This is a genomic window from Candidatus Bathyarchaeota archaeon, assembly GCA_030739585.1.
In the GTDB taxonomy this organism is placed as follows: domain Archaea; phylum Thermoproteota; class Bathyarchaeia; order TCS64; family TCS64.
The window spans coordinates 283,582-304,353 of the sequence record JASLYX010000001.1 but is presented as its reverse complement, the minus strand read 5'-3'; the positions used below and the strand labels follow the sequence as shown (position 1 = coordinate 304,353).

General features: G+C 48.8%; 20 protein-coding genes. 5 read left to right on the top strand and 15 right to left on the bottom strand.

Annotated features, from left to right (window positions below; translation table 11 throughout):
- Positions 1-216: 216 nt before the first annotated feature.
- A complete protein-coding gene (locus QGG23_01525; GenBank protein ID MDP6048119.1) occupies positions 217-1,767 on the top strand; it encodes a hypothetical protein in 1,551 nt (516 codons plus the stop codon).
- Between the two features lie 182 nt (positions 1,768-1,949).
- Here QGG23_01525 and QGG23_01520 read toward each other — a convergent pair whose 3' ends face one another.
- Entirely contained in the window at positions 1,950-3,035 is a 1,086-nt protein-coding gene (locus tag QGG23_01520; GenBank protein ID MDP6048118.1) for a hypothetical protein, read from the bottom strand.
- A gap of 500 nt (positions 3,036-3,535) precedes the next feature.
- Between QGG23_01520 and QGG23_01515 the strand changes: the two genes are divergently transcribed.
- The gene (locus QGG23_01515; protein MDP6048117.1) at positions 3,536-3,943 is read left to right on the top strand and encodes a thrombospondin type 3 repeat-containing protein; all 408 of its coding nucleotides are present in this window, start codon (positions 3,536-3,538) and stop codon (positions 3,941-3,943) included.
- Positions 3,944-4,078: 135 nt separating this feature from the next.
- Here QGG23_01515 and QGG23_01510 read toward each other — a convergent pair whose 3' ends face one another.
- Both QGG23_01510 and QGG23_01505 read right to left on the bottom strand, forming a co-directional pair.
- Positions 4,079-4,552, bottom strand: coding sequence for a 4Fe-4S ferredoxin (locus QGG23_01510; GenBank protein ID MDP6048116.1), 474 nt, complete (start codon positions 4,550-4,552; stop codon positions 4,079-4,081).
- Between the two features lie 5 nt (positions 4,553-4,557).
- Positions 4,558-5,385 carry a hemerythrin domain-containing protein gene (locus QGG23_01505; GenBank protein MDP6048115.1) on the bottom strand — a complete coding sequence of 276 codons (828 nt, stop codon included), beginning with the start codon at positions 5,383-5,385 and terminating at the stop codon, positions 4,558-4,560.
- Between the two features lie 159 nt (positions 5,386-5,544).
- Here QGG23_01505 and QGG23_01500 point away from each other — a divergent pair, with 159 nt between their 5' ends.
- From QGG23_01500 to QGG23_01490, 3 genes are all read left to right on the top strand, one after another.
- Positions 5,545-5,784 (top strand): DsrE family protein, encoded by a 240-nt coding sequence (locus QGG23_01500; protein ID MDP6048114.1) that lies wholly within the window; start codon positions 5,545-5,547, stop codon positions 5,782-5,784.
- A 316-nt stretch (positions 5,785-6,100) separates the two neighbouring features.
- Positions 6,101-7,000 (top strand): MoxR family ATPase, encoded by a 900-nt coding sequence (locus QGG23_01495; GenBank protein MDP6048113.1) that lies wholly within the window; start codon positions 6,101-6,103, stop codon positions 6,998-7,000.
- Positions 7,001-7,003: 3 nt separating this feature from the next.
- Entirely contained in the window at positions 7,004-8,371 is a 1,368-nt protein-coding gene (locus QGG23_01490) for a hypothetical protein (protein MDP6048112.1), read from the top strand.
- Positions 8,372-8,918: 547 nt separating this feature from the next.
- Here the strand turns inward: QGG23_01490 and QGG23_01485 are convergent.
- The 12 genes from QGG23_01485 to QGG23_01430 form a co-directional block, all read right to left on the bottom strand.
- Positions 8,919-11,021, bottom strand: coding sequence for a thioredoxin domain-containing protein (locus tag QGG23_01485; protein MDP6048111.1), 2,103 nt, complete (start codon positions 11,019-11,021; stop codon positions 8,919-8,921).
- A 111-nt stretch (positions 11,022-11,132) separates the two neighbouring features.
- Entirely contained in the window at positions 11,133-12,077 is a 945-nt protein-coding gene (locus tag QGG23_01480) for an LLM class flavin-dependent oxidoreductase (GenBank protein ID MDP6048110.1), read from the bottom strand.
- A gap of 124 nt (positions 12,078-12,201) precedes the next feature.
- The gene (locus QGG23_01475) at positions 12,202-12,549 is read right to left on the bottom strand and encodes a 50S ribosomal protein L18e (GenBank protein ID MDP6048109.1); all 348 of its coding nucleotides are present in this window, start codon (positions 12,547-12,549) and stop codon (positions 12,202-12,204) included.
- A complete protein-coding gene (locus QGG23_01470) occupies positions 12,536-13,630 on the bottom strand; it encodes a DNA-directed RNA polymerase subunit D (GenBank protein ID MDP6048108.1) in 1,095 nt (364 codons plus the stop codon). Before QGG23_01470 ends, QGG23_01475 begins: the two co-directional genes overlap by 14 nt.
- Positions 13,584-13,994 carry a 30S ribosomal protein S11 gene (locus QGG23_01465; GenBank protein ID MDP6048107.1) on the bottom strand — a complete coding sequence of 137 codons (411 nt, stop codon included), beginning with the start codon at positions 13,992-13,994 and terminating at the stop codon, positions 13,584-13,586. The genes QGG23_01470 and QGG23_01465 overlap by 47 nt, the downstream gene beginning before the upstream one ends.
- Positions 13,969-14,520, bottom strand: coding sequence for a 30S ribosomal protein S4 (locus QGG23_01460; protein ID MDP6048106.1), 552 nt, complete (start codon positions 14,518-14,520; stop codon positions 13,969-13,971). Before QGG23_01460 ends, QGG23_01465 begins: the two co-directional genes overlap by 26 nt.
- 12 nt (positions 14,521-14,532) lie before the next feature.
- On the bottom strand, positions 14,533-14,994 hold the full coding sequence (locus tag QGG23_01455) for a 30S ribosomal protein S13 (protein MDP6048105.1): 462 nt from the start codon (positions 14,992-14,994) through the stop codon (positions 14,533-14,535).
- Between the two features lie 299 nt (positions 14,995-15,293).
- Entirely contained in the window at positions 15,294-16,280 is a 987-nt protein-coding gene (locus QGG23_01450; GenBank protein ID MDP6048104.1) for a Gfo/Idh/MocA family oxidoreductase, read from the bottom strand.
- Positions 16,281-16,394: 114 nt separating this feature from the next.
- Positions 16,395-16,817 carry a hypothetical protein gene (locus QGG23_01445; GenBank protein MDP6048103.1) on the bottom strand — a complete coding sequence of 141 codons (423 nt, stop codon included), beginning with the start codon at positions 16,815-16,817 and terminating at the stop codon, positions 16,395-16,397.
- 518 nt (positions 16,818-17,335) lie between these two features.
- The gene (locus QGG23_01440) at positions 17,336-17,959 is read right to left on the bottom strand and encodes a molecular chaperone TorD family protein (protein MDP6048102.1); all 624 of its coding nucleotides are present in this window, start codon (positions 17,957-17,959) and stop codon (positions 17,336-17,338) included.
- Between the two features lie 156 nt (positions 17,960-18,115).
- Complete coding sequence (locus QGG23_01435) at positions 18,116-19,576, bottom strand: PKD domain-containing protein (protein ID MDP6048101.1); 1,461 nt, start codon at positions 19,574-19,576, stop codon at positions 18,116-18,118.
- A 46-nt stretch (positions 19,577-19,622) separates the two neighbouring features.
- A complete protein-coding gene (locus tag QGG23_01430; GenBank protein ID MDP6048100.1) occupies positions 19,623-20,771 on the bottom strand; it encodes a dehydrogenase in 1,149 nt (382 codons plus the stop codon).
- Between the last annotated feature and the right edge of the window lies 1 nt (position 20,772).

Sequence of the window (20,772 nt, the reverse complement as noted above, 5' to 3'; positions counted from 1 at the left end):
CTGAAGAACTCTACTAATTATGATAATATTTACGATATCTTTTCAACATACACACCTATATCATCAGCCATCAATATGGAAAAACAAAAAAGACTGCGAAAATTTGCAGTCATCTCACTTGTGATCTTTTCAGTGTTGTTAACATCATTATCATGGGCTTCAGCAGACAAACTGCCTGCAACAGAGAAGTGGAGTAAGACCTATGGAGGATCCGGCTTGGATGTTGGATGGTTCGCACAGGAGACAATCAATGGAGGACAGATCATAATAGGGCATACCTATTCCTTCGGTGCCAGTGAGTCGGATGTTTATCTTTTAAAGACGGACTCTCAGGGAAGGGAGGAGTGGTATAAGATCTTTGGAGGCTCTAAAAATGATTATGGAGAATCGGTTCAGGTAACTAGCGATGGAGGATACATCATAGCAGGATATACAGAATCTTATGGTGCAGGTTTCTGGGATGTTTATCTTGTGAAGACTGATTCTAAGGGGGGGGAGGAGTGGAGCGTTACTTTCGGCGGCTCCGGAAGTGAGATGGGTTATTCGGTTCAGGAGACTAGCGACAGAGGATACGTAATTTCAGGAGTGACAAATTCTTTTGGTGCCGGTGAGGTTGATGTTTATCTTTTAAAGACGGACTCTCAGGGGACAGAGATTTGGAACAGAACCTTTGGGGGATCCAATTGGGATGAGAGTTATTCTGTTCAAGAGACAAAAGACGGGGGATTTATTGTAGCGGGAAAAACTTTGTCATTTGGTGCCGGTGGGTATGATGTTTATCTTGTGAAGGTGGGATCTGAGGGAGAGGAGGAGTGGAGTAGGACCTTCGGGGGTCCCAACAATGAGGCAGGATGGTCGGTTCAGGAGACTAGGGACGGAGGATACATCATAACCGGGCATACAGATTCATACGGTGCTGGTGCAGCAGATGTATATCTTGTGAAGATAGGTTTGAATGGGGAGGAGGAGTGGAGTAAGACTTTCGGGGGCTCCAGTTGGGATGTGGGGGTATCGGTTCAGCAGACTAGGGACGGAGGATATGTCATAGCGGGATATACTGATTCTTTTGGTGCCGGTGGGTTTGATGTTTATCTTGTAAAGGCGAATTCTCAAGGGGAGGAGGATTGGGGCATGACATTTGGAGGCCCAACACAGGATTATGGGGGTTTCGTTTTAATAACCCGGGACGGAGAATATGTCATAGGGGGATATACAGATTCATTCGGAGCCGGTGGATACGATGTCTACCTCCTTAAGGTGGATTCTCAGAGTAGTGCAGCGGAGTCTTATTTTGCGTCCATATCGGATGTAAAGGCTCCATCCCAAGTGTTCGCCGGAGAGTCCTTCACCATGGAGGTCACAATCTCTTATGGATTCACTAATCCCACGGAAATAGGTCCTGTTGTTTACGATCTAGAATCTGAGACATGGATAACGGGAAGCCATGAGACTCTTGAGGGCAATGGTACTAAAACATATAGTCTCGAGCTGACGGCACCAGAGAAAGCGAGCACTTGGTCCCTCGAGGCGAGCCTCGGGCACTATTCGGATGAAGGTTGGACTTATGACAAAAACAATAGTGTAACAGAATTCAATAGCGCACGCGACGGTGTACATGTACACATGGTGGAGGTTGTTGAGACTGAGAATAATTTTGGTGGCGAGATCCCCGGATTCCCTACACCCGCGATCGCTATAGGTATTTCACTGGTATCTCTCATCCTATTTTACTCAAAAAGAAACCCATCGTTCGCCAGGTATATCTGAACAAAAAAACTATTGAGTCTAAATATTTGTTTTTTTCTATTACGAGTTTATTTACGTTAAGCATAATACTTTGGAAATATGGGTAGATTGCATTTCCTTTTTGAATCACTGCTCTGAGGTGAGGTGATTGCGAAGGCTAATCTTTATTCCCGACATTCATTTGAGCTTATCGCGCGCGGTTTTTAATTGAGTTCTCTTGGTACAAACATTCCATTATCAATGAATAGATCGTCATCAAGGTATACACTGGTTTTTAACATGCAGTGTCCAAGATGTGCCTTCGATTTGTTTTTTCCACAAAAATACACATCGTTATTGCTCCCGACCTCGACTTGAACATTGCCATAATATGACTCAGCATCGCCCCCAGAGAAACCCAGTTCAGGGAACTGAACCGCCTGAGCGGTCCATAAAGCCCTTTTATCTGTACCAAAAGTTATGTGTCCTGCCCTCCATGCGTTCTCCTCATTGAAGGATTCAATGTGTTTGCGCATCAAGAATGCGTCTAGTCCCCCCATTATTTTTGTAATCCGCCCTTTTCGGAAAGTAATTTTGACAGGATTCTCCACGTAACGCGCCATATAGAACATTTGATCGCCTGTATCCAGCACCATAGTTCCCTCGAGAGAGTCCTCTAAGGGTGCTGTCTCGATCATTCCTGTACCCCAGAAATCAGAATGACCTGGTTCATCAGCGACCCCATAATGGGAAAGAACAGGCCTATTTCCTCTTTCCATAATCAGGTCTGTTCCTGCGTTGGATACCATACGTATTTGATCAGATTTTTTCAAATATTCTGCGGCGTTCTTGGTACGAAATATAACCAAGGGGTCAGCCTTTAAACGATAAAGGGTGTGAAGAGGCTGAACCACCATTAGCACCCTTTTCCCGGCCTTCAAAGCTAACTTGATTTCTTCTGTGTAGTGGAGGGTGTGAGTTGTGCTGTAAACTATCAGGTCTGCTTCCTGTAGAGCAGCCCCCCACCCCTTTCGGGGAAGGGGTCTATTGTATGGAAGAGTTAACTTTATCGTTTCAGCTCCGATACTCAATGCAGACCCAATACAAGCATCTGCGTATATCGGATTGTAGGCAAGGTCGGTTATTGCGAGACATAGTTCTCCGGGTTTTAGATTACAATACGTTAACTGGTGTTTGAATACATCGATAAGTTCTGGAAGTATGGATGGATTCGTCATTGCTCTTTTATGGGACATGTGAATTGGTTGTCCTAAGAAGAAAAAAAGATACCGCATTTTATTATAATTCAATTGACTGCGCTTTCCCCAGTGCAAGCAGAATATCATTCAACAAACTATTCTACTCATCGGAGGAATACATGGAGGACCTACGGTACATACAAAAAGAGTAAAAGCGACCCCGGGTCGCGTGCGACATATTTTTCCTAGAGTAGTTTGATAGATATTTCGGATTCCATAGACAGTAGTTTAACTTGGATCTCTTTGGTCAAGATCATTTGGACGAAAGTGCCATCAATCCTAGAACTTTCCACATCCGCAAACCGGCACTATTGTGATGGCCGGAGACTAAAAGTCCGCTAGCTGTTCTCTGATTCTAGACTGATTGTATGTACGATGAATATCATTACTTAGTGTATTATTATGGAATTTCAGATGCTTGGGATTAGTTTCTGTATCGGTCCTTTGCACGCACGAGTGTTAAAACCTGAAAAAAATACCTTTTTCGAAAAATTAAGTGGAAAAACTAGGAATTCTTTTGAGTGACCGTAAGAAAAAATGTTTGAGATTTGATGGTTAAAGCAAGGTTAAGGAGCTTGATGGTCATCAGCATGGTTCTGTTAGGCATCACCACATTTTCCCCATTTATGTTGATAGACGCTCGTCCAGAATATGCAGATGACCTTCCCTCAGTATTCGGAGGCAGCTGCAGAGTTTGCCATCTCAGTGCGTCTGGCGGGGGGAAACTCAACGACTTTGGCAAGGATTTTGAGGAAAACAAAAACATCTTCGAAGGAATAGAAGAGAAGGATTCGGACAGTGATGGATTCTCTAACGCAGAGGAACTCAAGGCGGGGACATTCCCAGGAGATCCAGACTCTAATTCCAAGAAAGGCATTCCCGGCTTCCCTTACGAGTCGATCCTATTAGGGATAGCAATTTTGATACCTACAATATTATGGTTAAGGGAATCAAAATAAAGAGCATATGTTTATTCACCGGTCATACACTCGGGGGACTAAAGGATCCCGCTCCTTAGCGGAGTTGGCTAAATTCGGGTAATATAGATATACGTATAAAAAAACCGGGCAAAACAAAAATATCGCAGATAGGGGTCAGGTGGCAACCCATTCTTCCTGCAGAATCTCACCTTTTAGTCCGACCACTTTAACCTTCAGGGGGGCTTTCCTCTTAGACTTATTCTGAGCGGCCATAGCAGAATTCAGGAGACCCCTGCAACATGGGACTTGCATGATCATCGCAGTAAGGGTGTTGATCTTGGCATCATCGATCATCATGGAAATTTTCTCCACGTAACTCTCCTGGTTAGAGTCGAGCTTTGGACAGGCGATCCCGATGGCCTTACCCTTCAGGTGCTCCGAATGGAATCCTCCAATTGCGTACGCGACGCAGTCCGCGACTATAAGCACATCAGCGCCCTGATAGTATGGTGCCATAGGAGAGACAAGGTGTAATTGAATGGGCCACTGGCGAAGCTGAGACCCCATGCTCCCCGTATTCTCCGTTTTCTCTTCATCGTTCCCGAGTTCCAATATCCTGGACCCTGGACATCCATCAATTCTTTTCATATACTTCATTCCTCATTTGACTGATAGTCTCTCTCTAGTTCATTAACAAACTTTTCATATCTCGTAGGGGCATCCCCGAACCTCTGATCAACCTCGTTGAAGGCCGAGAAGAGCGTTCCCACTTGGGCGGTGGTGATGCTCCGATCCATCCAGGGGTATAGTATATCGTCCTCTTTCCGGATATGGTCGGTGAGGAGCTCCTGATACGCGGACAAGTTCGTGATTACATTATCCCAGTTCCTGGTCTCTATACCCATGACTATGTTTTTTACGTGATTTCGGGCGTTCTTATGATCCTCGTACATAGCTTGGATTATATCCAAATCCTCGTCGAAATATTTGAAAAGCAGGTCCTCCTCCTTAGCGTGATGGTATCGGTCCGCGTAGTTGCGGATGAAATCGATCCCGTCTAGAACCCGCTGTCTTCCTTCCTCGGTCCCTAAGTCCATAGACGTGATGATATGGGGGATATGGGCGACGAGTCTCTTGATAAACTTGTGCTCATCCACAAGTTTCTGCATAGGTGGAGAAAAGATCACCACCTTCTGGGTGGACTTTTTTTTCCGTATCTTGTTTGCCTTGAATGGGCTATCTGGATCTATTACCTGGTGGATTCTCCTTATCATCTCAAGTTCTTCTTCAGGGGGTATTGCGTGCACCTCCATGATGTCCTTCAAGAGACACTGCCCTACAGTGCAGGGACCACACCCAATATCGTAGTCCTCTAAGATCGCCTCGATCTCGGGGCGTTCACTGATGATCTCTTTGATACCCCTTTCCATGTAATCATCCAAGCCAGCTAACGGGATTGGATCAGTTTCATTTGTTGTCACATCAAACTCCTCTTTCAAGCTTTGATTTCTTCTACAAACCACGTTTTTTACACGTTATCTGAAGAATATTTCATATGAGAGACATATCATGGATATAAAAATATTCCCCCTAATAGACGGGGAAGCGATTTACACCCATTCCTCCTTTCTTTTCCATGTATGGCGTGGGCATTCATAGTAAATAACGCCGCCTACAAGAGTGAGAAGACCTCTAACGTATTAAGACGGGTCTCCAAAGCAACCTCTCAGGGCATTGAGCTGTGCCTCTTCCTCATGGGCGACTCTGTGACCTCAGTCAAGACCAAGCAGCGAACCCCTAACGGATTCTATAATATAGAAAAGATGCTAGTTACTATGATCAACACGGTGTGGAGTACAAGGCGTGCAGTGCCTATATAAACGCCCGGGACTTCGCTATCACGGAGCGGGTGAAGAGGGCTCTATAGATATCCTCTTCAAGTGGATCCGAGATAGCGAACAGGTAATCAGCTTCTAGTTTGTCCTGTTCAAAGGGCTACGCCTGTCCTTCTAGGATCCATACACGGGATAATGAGCGCTGAACTAACCTGGCCTCCTCGGACGATACTTGCTGGTGTCGAGCGCGGGATCAAGGAGTTTTATTTGTGTGAAAGCATAGAAAAAATATCCTGATTTGAGCCACGTCAGGCTAAGTCAAAGGTTTAAAATGTAGTTCGATAGCTTAGGGAATGATTCCATGTCGGGAGACAGTGAACTCAGCTTCCGAGAACTCCTCCGGAGGAGCATTGTGGATGGCATCCAGATCAAGAAATCCGTCATACTCAAAGGGCAGTATTCTCGCGCCTACGACCTCTTAAAGGACAGTATAGACGCGGAGGTTACCCCGTGCATTGTGGGGCCCCCAGGGGTGGGAAAGTCCCTTCTGGCGAGGAAAGTCGCAGAGGACTCAGCCAGGGGGTTCTATGAGGTCTTCTTTGATGAGAATATCACCCCCTCCCGTCTAGTTGGCGCCTTCGATCCTGCTCTTGTGGTGCGGAGGGGGAGGACGATTGAGAGCTTTGAGCCGGGCCCCTTGATGAGTGCCATGGTTGAGGGGGGGCTCTTTGTGGCCCATGAGTTAAATAGAGCAACAGAGTTCTGCCAGAACAGCCTCATCGCCCCCCTTGAGGAGCGCCACTACAACCTTTACCCCTTCGGGATGATCAAAGCCAACGACGAGTTCGCGTTTGTAGCCACCCAGAATCCAGTCGAGACATCTGGGACCTACAGGATATCCCGGGTGCTGGTGGATAGGATAGGGTGTTGGATTCGCTTGGGATATCCAACTAGGGAGATTGAGATCGAGATCCTCAAGGTAAACGCCCCTGCCTACGACCTCCCCGAGGACGCCCTACACAAGATCTACGAGATCTTGAACGCCACCAGGGCCAACCCCGACCTAGAGATACCCGCCTCGCCCCGGGCTGGGATCTACCTAACCCGGCTCGTAGATAGACACAGGGGGAGGTTTGACGATTTGGATCAAACTATCCGGTTCTTCGCGCCTTCGGTTCTTACAAAAGAGATGAGAGTGAGAAACCCCCAAAAGACGGTGGAAGGCATCGTCGAGGAGATCCTGGAGGACTGGTTGGGGTAGTCCATGCAACGGGATGAGTTCCGGTACCCCTTTAGCATCATCAAGTTTTTCATCCCTGAATTCATCACCCAGCTCAGACGAAATGAGGAGGTGACTGATAAACCCAGCTACAGGCAGGGCATAGCAATGACCTCACTCCTGCTCCCCGCCTACCTCAGGAAGGGATTCCTGTCCTTTGGGGACCTGATGAGAATCGCCGTCTCTACCTCAAAGGTGGAGAATCAGAACCTCGCCGAACGCCTTGCCCACGCGATACTCCTCTACGCGGATGAAGCGGGAGTGGATTTGGATATGAATGAAGAAAAGTATCTAAGTCTCTTGAGCCAGAGGAGCGATGACCTCATAAAATATAACCCGAGCGATTCGGAAAAGCCAGATGAGGGGGAGCCCCAGGCGGTTCTTGGATTCAACATAGATAGTCTCAAGGAGCATTTCGGGCAACCGGATATCGGGGTAGGGCCGGGGAACGACGAACTCCTAAAGGTCGCCGTCAGGAAGTACAAGGGGAAACGGGATAACTTCCCTAGAAAGCGCCTCGCCGAGTACCTCAAAAGGAATCTCCTAAAGCTGGGGCGGGGTTTCCAAAGGAGCGCCGAGGTCTCGATGAAACCGTTGCTAAGGCCCTTCGAGCGGGGGGATGACACTGACGACATCGATGAGGAGAGGAGCTTGGAGAACATCTTCAGCCAAGGAAAGAGTATGGAGGAGGTATTGTATCGGGACTTCCTAATCCGAAAGAGGCGCAAGAAGAAAAAGGCCATCGTCTTTATCCTAGATATCAGCAACACCATGTTTTACGAGCTGGAAGGGCTCACATCAATCCACTATTCAGTGCTTAGCCTGATCCCGCTACTCTGGAGCCTCCGGAAGGAAAGGTATGGGCTCATCTTCTATGAAAGCAACAGCCACATCCAGAAGGACCTCCATGAAGAGAAGGACATCGATCAGATCATCGATAACCTTCTCATTCTAGTGACTTCGACGACGGGGGACGTGGAGAGTATCATTAGGGGAAAGCACGGCGTTCAGACCTGGGGGGGCACTGTACCCCAGATGAGCCTTAGGTGGGCTATGGAACAACTGGAGGCTTCAGCAAAGCGGGAGGAAAGGATCTGTTTCTACTTCAGCGACTTTGTGCTTCAAGAACCCGGAAGCGATCCTCAGCTCGAGTACATCACCATCATTAAGAGAATGGTAGGCCAAGGGATCCATGTGATAGCATGCGTCTCCCCCCTTGCCAGTGGGAAAATATTTTCCCCGTATACTAGGGAAACCCTGAAAAGAGTGAGAGAGGCTGGAGGTACAATCATTGATACGGTGAAGCCATCTGGGTTCCTCGAGGAAGTGCGGGCCTTCATGGAACGCCTGTGAAATCTAATCACCTTTTCTTCCGCCATCCGTGATAGTTTTACTTCTCCTAGAAATGTAGCCTAGTTTTTCTGAATCGTTTCACGCTCGTTTATTGGATGCAGGCATCCGGAAGCTTACAGTCACAGCGATAGATCAGACTACATGGAGGCCTTAATCGAGGATGCGGTCAATTGTCCCTCGAGCCTCTCATAGTCTGGAACGAGCAGGATGAAACAGTTGATCCGGATCTTGGAACAGCATCGTTACCACGCGCGCGGAGTCGAACCGTGCCCCTAGGTATCTCACGAGGGTTTGGTCGGAGTTATTTTATATTGACTATTCCTGTTACCAGATAGTTTTCTCTAGTCTAAGGTGTCTGTGTTTGCGCGCATAGGACGAGCGTCCAAGTGGATGAGATGATACCCCTGTGGATATAGTAGGGGCTTTTGGACCTAAGAGCCTATTCAATCATGCAAATTCATAGTATGTCTTCTAGCTTGAACTGGATCTAAGCATCTGAGTGCAGAAAGGTTCCTGAATGTACCATGAACATCCCTTGTGCGCGAGATCACTCCATGAGCTTGAGCATCTCAGTTACGCTGGTTACCGGTAGATGACAACTAAAGTCGACACACACATAGGCCGTCGCCCTCCCTCCAATACTAACATAGTCATTTGCAAAGCTGGCGATCTCAGTGATCTTAGGAATCTCACCGTCGGGCAAAAACAAGACCACCTTGTTTGGCGTGAAGCTCTCACCCAATGCCCTGAGCATTGCCTCCGTGTCCTCAGCGCCCCGCTTACCTACTACCACGACCGCATAGGAGGGCCCGTTAGCAAAGTCGACGGCAGTCATGAAAAACGAGTGGGAACCCGGCGAGGCGTAGACCATCTCTGAGAACCGATCCATAAGGACGGATGCCTTTAACTCTAGGTCCGGGTCCCTCGTCAGCTTGGCTATACGGATGAGGTTTAGCAGCGCCACGGAATTAGCCGACGGGAGAGCCCCGTCATAGACATCCTTCCCTCTCACAAGCACCTCCTCAGAGTCTTCGGCGGTGAAGAAGAAGCCCCCTCCTGCTTGATCCCAGAAAAGATCGATCATTGCAACATTATGTTCGACCGCGAGTCTGAGGTAATCTACATCGAATGTAGACTCATACATCTCTAGGAGTCCCCAGACTAGGAAAGCGTAGTCTTCAAGGAACCCTGGGATCGCGGAGTCTCCATCCCTGTACCTGCGGAGGAGCCTACCCCCCGGTGTCCTCAATGCAGACATTATGAAATCAACGATCCTAGACGCCACTACTATGAACTGAGGTTCACCTAGGGCGCGACTAGCCTTCGCCAAAGCAACTATCACTAGACCATTCCAGCTTGTAATGACCTTGTCATCCTGGAGGGGCCTGATTCGTTTGTCCCGAGCCTCAAGGAGCTTGATCCTGGACCGCTCCATAATATGCTTTAGAGACTCCTCTTGGATGCTCAGCTCAGAGGCGTGCACGGAAACGGTTTTCTTCATGTGAAGTATGTTATTGCCTGTCTTCTTTCTAGTCTTCTCATCCATGTAGTTGCCACCCTTGGAGATGTTGTACACGGTGTTGAAGATGTCTAGTTCCTCTGGGGAGAGTATCCCCATGATCTCGTCCTTCGTCCAGATGTAGAACTTGCCCTCCTCCCCCTCACTGTCCGCGTCCTCAGCAGAGTAAACCCCTCCGCAGGGAGAGACCATCTCGGTGGTTATGTATTCGAGGATCTCCTCAGTTACCTGTCTATAGTAAGGATCTCCTGTAGCCTGGTATGCCTCTGTGTAAGCCATGGCGATGAGCGCCTGGTCGTAGAGCATTTTCTCAAAGTGGGGAACCAACCAGTGGGCGTCAGTGGAGTATCTGTGAATACCGAAACCGATCTGGTCGTAGACTCCCCCCATCCGGATGGCTCGCAGGGTCCGTTCCACTATTCCCAAAGCGTTCCCTTCACCAGTGCGCTTCCAGTATCTCAAGAGGTAAAGGAGTTTAAAGGGGGTAGGAAACTTAGGGGTGTTCCCGAAACCCCCATGCCTTGGGTCAAAGGACTGGGAGAGCTGGAGATAAGCGAACCTGAGGGTTTCTCCTCCCAGAGAGTGGGATATCGTCTCAGGCTCCAGTCGGAGGCTCTCTATAACCCGGCTCGCCACGTCCAGCGCCCGCTCACGGTTGCTTCCCCAAAGCGCCTTTATATGGGCGATGAGGCCCAACATCCCGGTCATCCCCGACCTGCTTTCCTTGGGAAAGTAAGTACCAGAGAAGAAGGGGCGTCTGTCCGGGGTCATTATGATAGTAAGTGGCCAGCCCCCGCTCCCAGTCATCATCTGGCAGACCTTCATGTAGGTAGCGTCGATGTCAGGGCGCTCTTCTCGGTCCACCTTTACGGAGATGAAGGCGTCATTCATGGCATCGGCGACCTCCTTATCCTCAAAAGACTCCCTCTCCATGACGTGGCACCAGTGACACGTGGAGTAGCCGATGGAAAGGAAGATGGGCTTGTCTTCCTTCTCCGCCTTCTGGAATGCCTCAGGGCCCCAAGGGAACCAGTCGACCGGGTTGTTGCCATGCTGAAGGAGGTATGGACTCTTCTCATGGATCAGCCTGTTCGGATTTGAATAGGTCAAAGGGCCACCTTGTTCAGACAACTAAGGGTCCATTAAAAGGACTATTTATATTCATTTAGAAATTTTTATGAATCGTGATTAAAGAAAAAATATGTAATAGTTAAAAAAAGATCACATGTTTGAGAGCATCTCTTACAACTCATTGATGACATCATCATTGAATCTGGAAAGGCTTTCTTTCATCTCATCGAGGGTCGCGACCGGTCTGACAAAAACCACGATCATCTTTACGCCGAGGTCTTTCGCCTTCCTAAACTTTTCCACTAAAGTCTCTGGCGTCCCGAAGAAGCCGTCCCGCTTCACTTCCTCCAATGATCTGTTCGACCTCTTCGCTAGCCTCTTCGCCGATACATTATATTCCTCGTCGCTCTCATTGATTATGAGCTGAGACGCGAAACCTGAGAAGAAATAGTCCTCAATACGCTTCCCGTTCCTCTCAAGGGCGGGTACCAAGAGTTTCTGGGTCCTCTCCAGGGAGGCTAGTCCCCCTCCGCGGTTTAGTCCGTCACCGTATCTTGCCGCTATATTGATCATCCTAGGCTTGCTGGCCCCTACGGAAATCCTTATGGGATGCTGAACAGGTGGGGGGAGGTTAATAGCGTCCTTGAGGACCCAATACTTTCCTTCGTAGGAGTAAACCGGATTTTCGAGCATTCCCCTGAGGATGTGAAGTGCCTCCTTGAACCTATCCACCCTCTTTCCAGGGGATGGCATCCCCCGTCCCCCCTCCATCAGGTCGTAGCCCAAGTACTCGGCCTCGTTCCAGCCTGCACCAACAAGGAGCTCATATCGGCCCCTGGACATCCGATCCAAGGTGGCCACAGACTTGGCCAAGAACGCGGGGTTCCTTAGAGAGTTGAAGAGAACGATGTGACCCAGCCTGATCCGCTTCGTCTGTACGCCTATCCCAGTCATGGCCGTCCAAGCCTCGAGGTAAGGCTCTCTGCCCCCCTCACCAATTGAGTGAACGTGATCGTTCAGGAAGACTCCGAATAGCCCTAGCTCCTCAGCGTGCCTAGCCATCTCTACCATACCCTCGTAGGTCTCAGCGGGCCTGATGTAATATCCGAACTCCATACCTAAAGAGGGTGGACAGAGATATTTAGGGATTTTAACGCGGAGGAGGTTTTTGGATTCCCGCGCTCGCGCGTAAGACCCCCATTGAGAGGATCCATCCCCCTCCCAGAACTAAACGGAGAAACTATTTCAGTATCTTGATCCGGGAAGGCGCCACGCCCTCATCTAGCAGATCCGTAAGAGACACAGCCCGGGAACCAGCTGCAATTATCTTAGTTTTAGCACTCTCGCTGAACGAGTACGCCGCAACTGTCACTCCAGCACCCAGCAACCCTGATGCCAGAACTTTACCCGGCACAGCGACCACATCCCCCTCCCCGCTATGCCTGCCGATCCTGCTCAGATTCACCGCGACCCTCCGCCGCTTTGGCTTATCTAGTTCATCAGCAAGGGCACCCCAGATCGGCTTACCTCCCCCACGGGAGGCTGCCTTGAGGACCCTGATAGCCATCTTCAGTTCATTGTTCAACATTAGAAACACCATTTCTCTCTTCGTCCAAGTCGACCTTTGAGACGATTTCCTCCTCCTTGTCTCCGTCTGCATCCTCAGAAGCTGCGCCATCAAGGCCAGAGGTAGAATCCTCATTATCATCATCGATATCCTCGACGCCCCCTTTGTAGAGCCTGTCCTGCTCTACTTGATCCACTTGGAAGATGTTGAGAGTATCCGCCGTCTCCCCCAGCTCTACTTTATTCGCGAACTTGTCCAGCTTATCCGACAGGATCCGTACCGCTTCGGTTACAAGCTTCGCTGGCTCCATACAACCCGTCGACTCGACGGTGAATAGGAACAGGTCATCTATAGGTCTCGCCCTCACTGCTATGGGCTCCACGGGGCACGACTTCTCACACTCTCCGCAGATGGTGCACGCATTTACATCCACTACCTTTAGCTTACCATCATCGAGGATGAACACGTCCCGAGGGCAGGCCCTTATGCATTCTGCGCAGTTAGTGCACCGGTCCTCGTCTATCTCAATCTCAGCAACGTGTTGATATACCGCCATGGAGACTGGCTGCCACTTTGAGTGCTCCTTACCTGTCCCAAGCCTTGCATAGGCCTCCAGCCTCACCGCCTGACCGGGGGTGATCTTGGTTAAGGGGATTCCAGGAGACACGGGAACCACTGAAGGATCCTCTGAGATAAAATCTCCCGAGTATACGGTGATGGTCTCGGTCTCCGCTTCCACATCCAAAGTGAGCACCACACGACATTTTTCGCATCCCAACTCGCTTCCGCAGTCACAATCCACCGGGAGAATGTACCTATCTAGATCCGTCTTTAGAGGCAGGTACCCGATCCTCTGAGATAGATTCTCATCTGGAACCACCGACGAGTTATCAAAGAAGAAAATGTCATCGATTACCATGCAAGGCACATCCATGATCATGGTCCTCCTTAGGGCGTTAGTAAATGCCACATCCACACCCCCTACGAGAAAGCTTACGCTGTCCTCGTCAACGTTGAGAACTTTGACCTTCAACACCATACTTCCATAAGACCTGCTAAGGCCTGCGACCCCGCCTGCCCCCTGGCTTACGAGTCCCGTCATGGGGGATGGGGGTCGACTCCTCAATTCGACCTACCATGAAATTACTCCTTGCAAGGGCCCGGATGGCTGCCTGGGCCCCTGGGCCTGGAGTCTTTGAGCCAGACCCACCAGGAGCCCGGACCTTGATATGAATGGATGTAATGCCTCGATCTCGGCCGACGTCAGCGACGTGCTGAGCCGCCTTCATTGCAGCATACGGCGAGGGCTTTAACCTATCAGCTTTCACGAACCTGCCCCCAGAGGCGAGCGCGATGGTCTCGGCCCCGGTGAGATCCGTCATGTGAATAATCGTATTATTGAAACTGCTGTGAATGTGGACCACGGCCCACCTTTCGCCCTCACTCAACAGGGGCTGCCTCCACATCCTCTTTTATGATTAGATCTTGCCTCAGCGGATGTGTCTTAATGATGAAAGGGCTAGACTCCGCGTAGTCTAGGCTCCCTTCATCGGTCCGTGTTACCATATAACTAGGAGCCTTCATCTTGCGTCCCGCTATGCTGATGTGCCCGTGTGAGATCAGCTGCCTCGACTGAAAAAGGGACTTTGCTATCCCCTTCCTGAACACGACTGTCTGGAGCCTCCGTTCCATAAGATCCTGTACGTTCAGACTTAGGATATCGTCAAGGTTACCTTTCTCCTGAATGAGTCCCCGCCTGTGGAGCCGACCGAGAAGATCGGTTTCTAACTGCTCCCTCTCAGTGATCCCCATTGAGACGATCTCCCTAGCCCTTCGTCTCAAAGTGCTCAACTCTGTCTTATGACGCCAAAGCTCCCTCTTGTTCCTGAGACCGTACGCACCTACCAGTTTGAGCTCCGCCTCTAGATTCGCGAAATCCCAAGGGCGTTTTGGTGTCGTATACAACTTATGCTTTTTCTTAGGATCACCCATATATTATCCACCTCAGCTTTTCTGTTGAATTCTTGCTCTGCTGACGCCGACGCTCCGGCCTTTACGAGCCGTCGTCTTGGTTCGCTGCCCCCTTACCTTTAGACCCCGGGCGTGTCGCTCCCCCTTCCAACTCCGGGTTTCCCTCATGACGTCGATATCCTGCCTCTGAGCAAGGGTGAGATCGGAGGCAAGCAGGTGACGGTCAAGGCCAGTCTGGGGGTCCTTCCGCCTGTTAAGCATCCAAAGGGGTATCCCATGGGAAGACGGATTGTCGATGATGTTTTCGAGCCTTCCCACGTCACCCTTCGACAGGTTTCCCAGCCTCTCGGATGGGTCGAGGGCCAGTTTTTTGATCATAGTCCTAGCCACACGAATACCTATGCCCTTAAGATCAGTCATGGCATAGGGTAGAAGCTTAGTTCCGTCTAGATTGGAACCATGCAGCCGTACGATATAGTTAAATTCTTTGGACACGCCGAATCCTCCCGACTTTGTAGGTTAACATAAAGCATAAAAACCTTATTAATTCATGATTTTCTCTCTGCGCGTTATAGGGTCTTTATGCTTTTCTAGACTTACCTTCACTAGACCCAAAGCCTAAGATAAAAATCTACTGAAATACCACTACAAATGCGTGTATATTTTGAAGCACGCGTAATATTCAAAGATCTCTCGTCGAGAGAGAAATCAGCTCGCGGAGTTGAAGTTCAATGTGATCGAAGTCAAGCAAACGTGTGATCCCCTTTTGCTGTGGATATTTGAAAGAATATTTCTTACGCGATGGTTACGCGGGTCATGTTTTCCATAGATTCGATAGCGCAGAAGACCATCCGAAGAGTCTGGATGTTATCCTCTATATCTATAGCCGGTCTCCTCTTTTCCAGCAAGGCACCCATGAACTCATCCAATACTTTTTTCAGTGAATGGCTGGGGGGAAAGGTCTCCACCGGTATCGTTTGCTTAGTGTTTCCCTTTGATATCGTGATATCTCCATCCCAGAGGATCGAGCCCTTGGTGCCGTGAACCCGCCAGATCCCTTCCCACGGCGTCCTGAAGCCATCATAGGCCCAGCTTCCTGCAAAATGGGCGTTGAGGCCGCCAGTCATCTCGTACTGGGCACTTACAGTCGGATACTCCCAGTGATCGGTCAACCTTGATCCGAACGCCGAACCTATGACGGTGACGGGCTCCGTCGCAGTGATATATCTCAGCATGTCAAAGTGATGGGTGGCATTCTCAACAAGTAGGGGGTATTGGTATTGGTTCCTCCAGTCGGATTCCGAGAACCTGTGTCTTACAAAGTACTGGATGAATATCGCCTCGGGTTCTCCAATCTTACCCGTGGAGATCAGGTCCCTCATCAAAATGGATCCTGGACTAAAACGGTAGTTCTCGGCAACCATGAGGGTCATCCTGCTGTCCCTTACTGCATCTCTAATGCTCTGAGCTTCTTCCAGGGAAGCGCAGAGAGGCTTTTCCACAAGAACGTGCCTCATATGGCTCAACGACATCAAGACCTGTTCGGTGTGCATAAAGTAGGGCGTCGTGATCAGAACGGCGTCTGTATCTTTTGAGTGTTCTAGCATCTCCTCGAAGTTAGAGAATCTAGCGCTCTCAGGGAGGCCGCAACAATCCCCTGCTACCTCACGGGCTTTGTCGTTTCTAGTCGCGATGGCCGAGTATTCCCATTCTCCATCTCTGAGGATGACATTCATCCACTTCCTCCCGAAGGAGCCCAAACCCACTTGCGCGATCTTCAATCTCCCTTCTCCCAAGGCTAGTATCCATTTAGAGTTATGCCCCGCGCGTTTAAAATGGGGGATATCTAATTATTTTTTGTTAAGGAACTGGTCAAGAGACGCACGCGGTGGTTCTTATGAGGAACCTTGATACAGGGGCATGATCAACACCAAAACGCTGAGGAGGGCCAGTTGGTTGAGATAGATAGTGTTTAACATCCGCCCGGCCAGCAAGAGAAAAAGAAACGAGAACACTATAGGAGACCTTTGTTGGAAGAGATCGACAATCATATAGATATAGAACCATAAGGCGACCACATAGAAGGGGGCAGGTAGATGGAGCGTGAAATACACAGACCACGTCGCGATGGGAGCGAGAAGAGGACTCCTTGTGGCAATGATAAAAAAGGGTACCAGGACAAAGGCGATAATGGCGCATCGCCAATCCCATTCAGACTTAAGGGTGAAAAAAGCGATCAAGGGCACAATCAACGCTATGAGTTCGCCCAGACTGAATATCTCTAAGACGAACGGGAGGGTGAAACCGAATTCACCCATTGAGGAGGCTACCATGTAATAATATGAACCTGAAAAACCTGCAACTACAGACAATGTGAAGGATGTATGCGCTATTTTCCTCTGTATGGAGAATAGGATGGATGTTACAAGGATAGCGCTAGATAAGAAATAATAAATCAACGAGATTCTAGGATTTGGACCAGAAATCAGCATTCCACCAGTTAAAAGTACACAGAAAATGATTAGAGAAATCACTGAAGTTAAGTAGGCTTTTTGGGTCATTATAAACGATATTAGGCCTAAAGATACTGAGGATAAAATAAAGGCCAAATTGAATGATGCAATCCCGAAGAAGAAGACTAGGAGGTTGTATATCGCGTCGGCCAGTCCACCTCTTGGCAGCACGATGCCCATACGCATGAATATCCTTAGGAGTAAGAACTCCATCAATGCGGAGACAAGAAGTATACGAATCGTCCATCTGAGAACGTTATACTGAGTCTCGATGGGGAATCGATCGTTTAGCATCCCCTTAATCATGATCTAAGGCCCTCTTGTTACTTGCTAGCAGCATCAAGGGTGACGAGGGCATAAACCAGATCTGCGATGGAGGGATAAATTCCGAGACGAGCCTCTTTTCTCATCCGTATGTTATATTTAGATATCCAATTTCCTAGATGTTCAGATAAAAAAATTTTTCTAGCCTCAAAACATATCTTTGCTTCATCCTGCAACGAGTTGGCCACGGCGAGGGCCTCCTTGAGGCAAAGCAGCCCCATAAACTCCAGTTCGGAGATAATATGGTCTGGAGTCTCATTTTTTTGTTTAATCCCGAAGGCCATATAGAATCCGGCTATGTCTGCCAGATCGTTGGTCTTGGAGAAGCTTCTCTCAGGGTTATAGGATGTTTCGTATGGAGGGCATGCACCTCTGTGAAATAAGTGAGTATATTCACCGTTCAACATATCAGCCGTGATGCTTTCCTGACCGAGTTCAAACTTTACGGTCTCCATCTCTTTCTCAAGTGCAAGAATATCCGTTGTCTCAAAGGTTTTGAATAGATCCTGGAGAAACCCTAAATCGGATAGAGATTGCTGTGGAGGGCCTAAGGATTTGGCTAGGAGGCTGTAGAGGGTGGCTCGGTAGGTCAATGATGAAACGAGGCTACTTTGTGATGTCAAAACCAAACAAGTCCCATATTTATTGGGAATGAACGTAAGTCTACCCACAGAGCATTGACCATGGTACCATGAATGCTGAGAACGCGAGCGTAAAAGTGACACTTGAATTTAGATTTTGTCATCCTTTCCACATCCCTCTTTTATTCAGAACAGTCTTTACTTTTTTTCGCTTAAACTGAGGCCTAGGTATAGTAAAATGACTCCGATCACGGTGAACAATACTAGAGATATGGACGTTCGGATCAGAGATGGAATCTGCTGAACATTTATTCTTATGTTATGTGTGTCCTCCTGCCCATCATCATCGAGAACCTTCAAAGTGACGGTGTAGCGACCGGGATCAACGTATTCGTGAGTCGGGCTCTGTATGTTGGAGTGATAGTCGTCCCCGAAATCCCAGTCCCATGATACAATTGTTCCGTCAGAGTCTGAGGATTTATCGGTGAACTGGATATCAGTATCCACCGTCGGACTCATTCGTGAATATGAGAAATCTGCTGTTGGAGGCGATTTCTCAATCTTCACAAGTCTAGATACCGTATTTTGGCCTCCTTCAGAATCGGTCACTACCAAAGTTACAGAGAAATACCCCTCACCAGAATATTCATGGACGGGGTTTCTTTCATCTGACTTAGCTCCGTCCCCGAAATTCCAACTCCATGACGCGATTTCACTCTCAGTATCAACTGACCTGTCGGAAAAGGTTATCTCTTCATTACTTTTAGGAGAGGAGGGGAAAAAGTCAAAGGATGCAACCGGGGGTGTGTTAAGAACGGAGATGTCCACGTTCAATGTGACCCATGAGCTAACGGATTTACGACCCCCTCTATCGCCGCTCGTCCCATCCCACACTGCGAAGGCTATAGGAGTTTCAGCGCCGGCCCTTATCGTAGCGTCGTTGGGGTCTCCGGTCTCCATTCTGCGTGTGATAACGACCTTCCATGTTGAGTCGCTCCATACTCCCCTGCCTAAGGCATCCTGATTCTCCTGTGTGGTAATTGAGCCGAAACCGGTAGCTTCCGCGTCTTCAACGGGGGTCACCTTCAAGGGTTCTGAGAACGGGTTCCCCACATACCACCCAGGAAGGTATACCTTGGCGAGACCTTTGAAATTTTCTGGAACCCTATATGGTGGATCACCAATGGCAAAGGGATAAACGTCGTTCCAGAAATTAGGGAAAGCCGCCTCGAGGTCCTGGAACCCTTCCTCGATGTCTGCCTGCCAATCCGCTTTCCAGTGAAGGATGTGGACCATTTGATCTCTGGTTCCCATACAAATGAAAGGCTGATCAGAGTCAGTGAACTGTATTGCAACTGAGTCACGGAACTCCTCGGTCTTTATCGTTCTATCATTTATCGATGGGTCAGACCACTCGATAAGAAACGAGATCCAACTACCGTTATTCAACGATTTGACCCTTAACGACGGTGTGAAGAGTTTGAGGCGAATAGGCGCCACATCGTTTTGACCTGAAAGGGGTATCTCCAGAGCAGTCGTCTTTTTCCATTGGAGGGAATCGGGGTCAGTGATCGGCAGGGAGTCTCCCACGTTTACCGATGTTAAGCCAGAACCGGGCGCAACCAATGCGTACCCGTTCATGGCCATGAGAGCTGACACTAAGATCAGGGACAAGATGAAGAGGGATTTGAACTCCCTCCGGATTTTAGTTAATATTGTGTCGAAAAACATCTCTACTCGCATCGTAGTATTCTCTAATGATTGTGGGCTCCTTCAGAGCCACGCGGACTATCTCTGTTCCATCGGCGTTATATCCGATGGCATCTTTGCTGGTTACCTTAAACTTTGAAATCAGGCGATCCGTACTGACGTTCAGCATGAGAATGCCCTTGATCTCTGGCTCATCGCCAGCACGGACTCTACGGTATGTCTCAATAGCCTCGTCAACTCCAGGTCCGAACATCTGCCTTGTAAACTTTGTTGGTACGTGTATTGGAGGAATATAGTATATGTTAGGCTCAAGGCCATATTGGGGATAGAGAGGGAGCGCGATTTTCTTTACGTGAATCAAGAAATCGATTGGGTTCTCGGGATCAATTTTATCGGGCGTGTTCACTGTTCCCACTGTCCTGATCTTCCCTATACAATTGCGCATGCATCTAGGTGCTATACCCTGTTCCACTGCGGGGTAGCAAAAAATGCACTTTTCAGAGATCCTGGTCACGTGGTTGTACATCGTCTTCTTATAGGGGCATGCTTTAACGCATTCCCGATAACCCCTACATCTCTGCTGATCTACTAGTACGATGCCATCTTCGGATCTCTTGTATATAGCCTTCCTTGGACAGGCTGCGACGCAAGCTGGGAATGAACAGTGATTGCAAAGACGTGGGAGATAGTAGTTCCAGATCGCGTGAACAGCATCCATCCAGTGCATGTTCTCTTGTAAAGGCTCGTTTGTTTCGTCCTCTCCCCTGTTAGGATAGGCCCATTCGATGTCCTTAGGAAGATAGCCGACGGCTCGCTCCCCTGGAGGAGCTGCTTCGAAGATAGTCTTGCCAGCATAGACGTTTTTATCTCCCTCTTTCTGCCAACCTTGAGTGCCTAACAACTCCAGAGTCTTTATGTCCCAAGCCATAGGATAGTTCCCCCAAGGTTTTGTCTCAACATTATTCCACCACATGTACTCCTGACCCTTCCCAACGGTCCAAGTAGTTTTGCACCCCATGGTGCACGTTTGGCAGGCTATACACTTGTTAATATCAAACACGGCAGCCATTTGCCGCTGGGGCCTACTCTCTTCATAAATATAGTCCATGTCTCGGCCGAGTTGCCAATTATTCACTTTAACCATC

What these genes read in the sequence shown, in the direction of transcription:
- QGG23_01515 (MDP6048117.1), top strand. Translation starts at nt 3,536, where the DNA reads ATGGTTAAAGCAAGGTTAAGGAGCTTGATGGTCATCAGCATGGTTCTG.
- QGG23_01510 (MDP6048116.1), bottom strand. Translation starts at nt 4,552, where the DNA reads ATGAAAAGAATTGATGGATGTCCAGGGTCCAGGATATTGGAACTCGGG.
- QGG23_01500 (MDP6048114.1), top strand. Translation starts at nt 5,545, where the DNA reads ATGGCGTGGGCATTCATAGTAAATAACGCCGCCTACAAGAGTGAGAAG.
- QGG23_01495 (MDP6048113.1), top strand. Translation starts at nt 6,101, where the DNA reads ATGTCGGGAGACAGTGAACTCAGCTTCCGAGAACTCCTCCGGAGGAGC.
- QGG23_01490 (MDP6048112.1), top strand. Translation starts at nt 7,004, where the DNA reads ATGCAACGGGATGAGTTCCGGTACCCCTTTAGCATCATCAAGTTTTTC.
- QGG23_01480 (MDP6048110.1), bottom strand. Translation starts at nt 12,077, where the DNA reads ATGGAGTTCGGATATTACATCAGGCCCGCTGAGACCTACGAGGGTATG.
- QGG23_01475 (MDP6048109.1), bottom strand. Translation starts at nt 12,549, where the DNA reads ATGTTGAACAATGAACTGAAGATGGCTATCAGGGTCCTCAAGGCAGCC.
- QGG23_01470 (MDP6048108.1), bottom strand. Translation starts at nt 13,630, where the DNA reads ATGACGGGACTCGTAAGCCAGGGGGCAGGCGGGGTCGCAGGCCTTAGC.
- QGG23_01465 (MDP6048107.1), bottom strand. Translation starts at nt 13,994, where the DNA reads ATGTGGAGGCAGCCCCTGTTGAGTGAGGGCGAAAGGTGGGCCGTGGTC.
- QGG23_01460 (MDP6048106.1), bottom strand. Translation starts at nt 14,520, where the DNA reads ATGGGTGATCCTAAGAAAAAGCATAAGTTGTATACGACACCAAAACGC.
- QGG23_01445 (MDP6048103.1), bottom strand. Translation starts at nt 16,817, where the DNA reads ATGGGTGAATTCGGTTTCACCCTCCCGTTCGTCTTAGAGATATTCAGT.
- QGG23_01430 (MDP6048100.1), bottom strand. Translation starts at nt 20,771, where the DNA reads ATGGTTAAAGTGAATAATTGGCAACTCGGCCGAGACATGGACTATATT.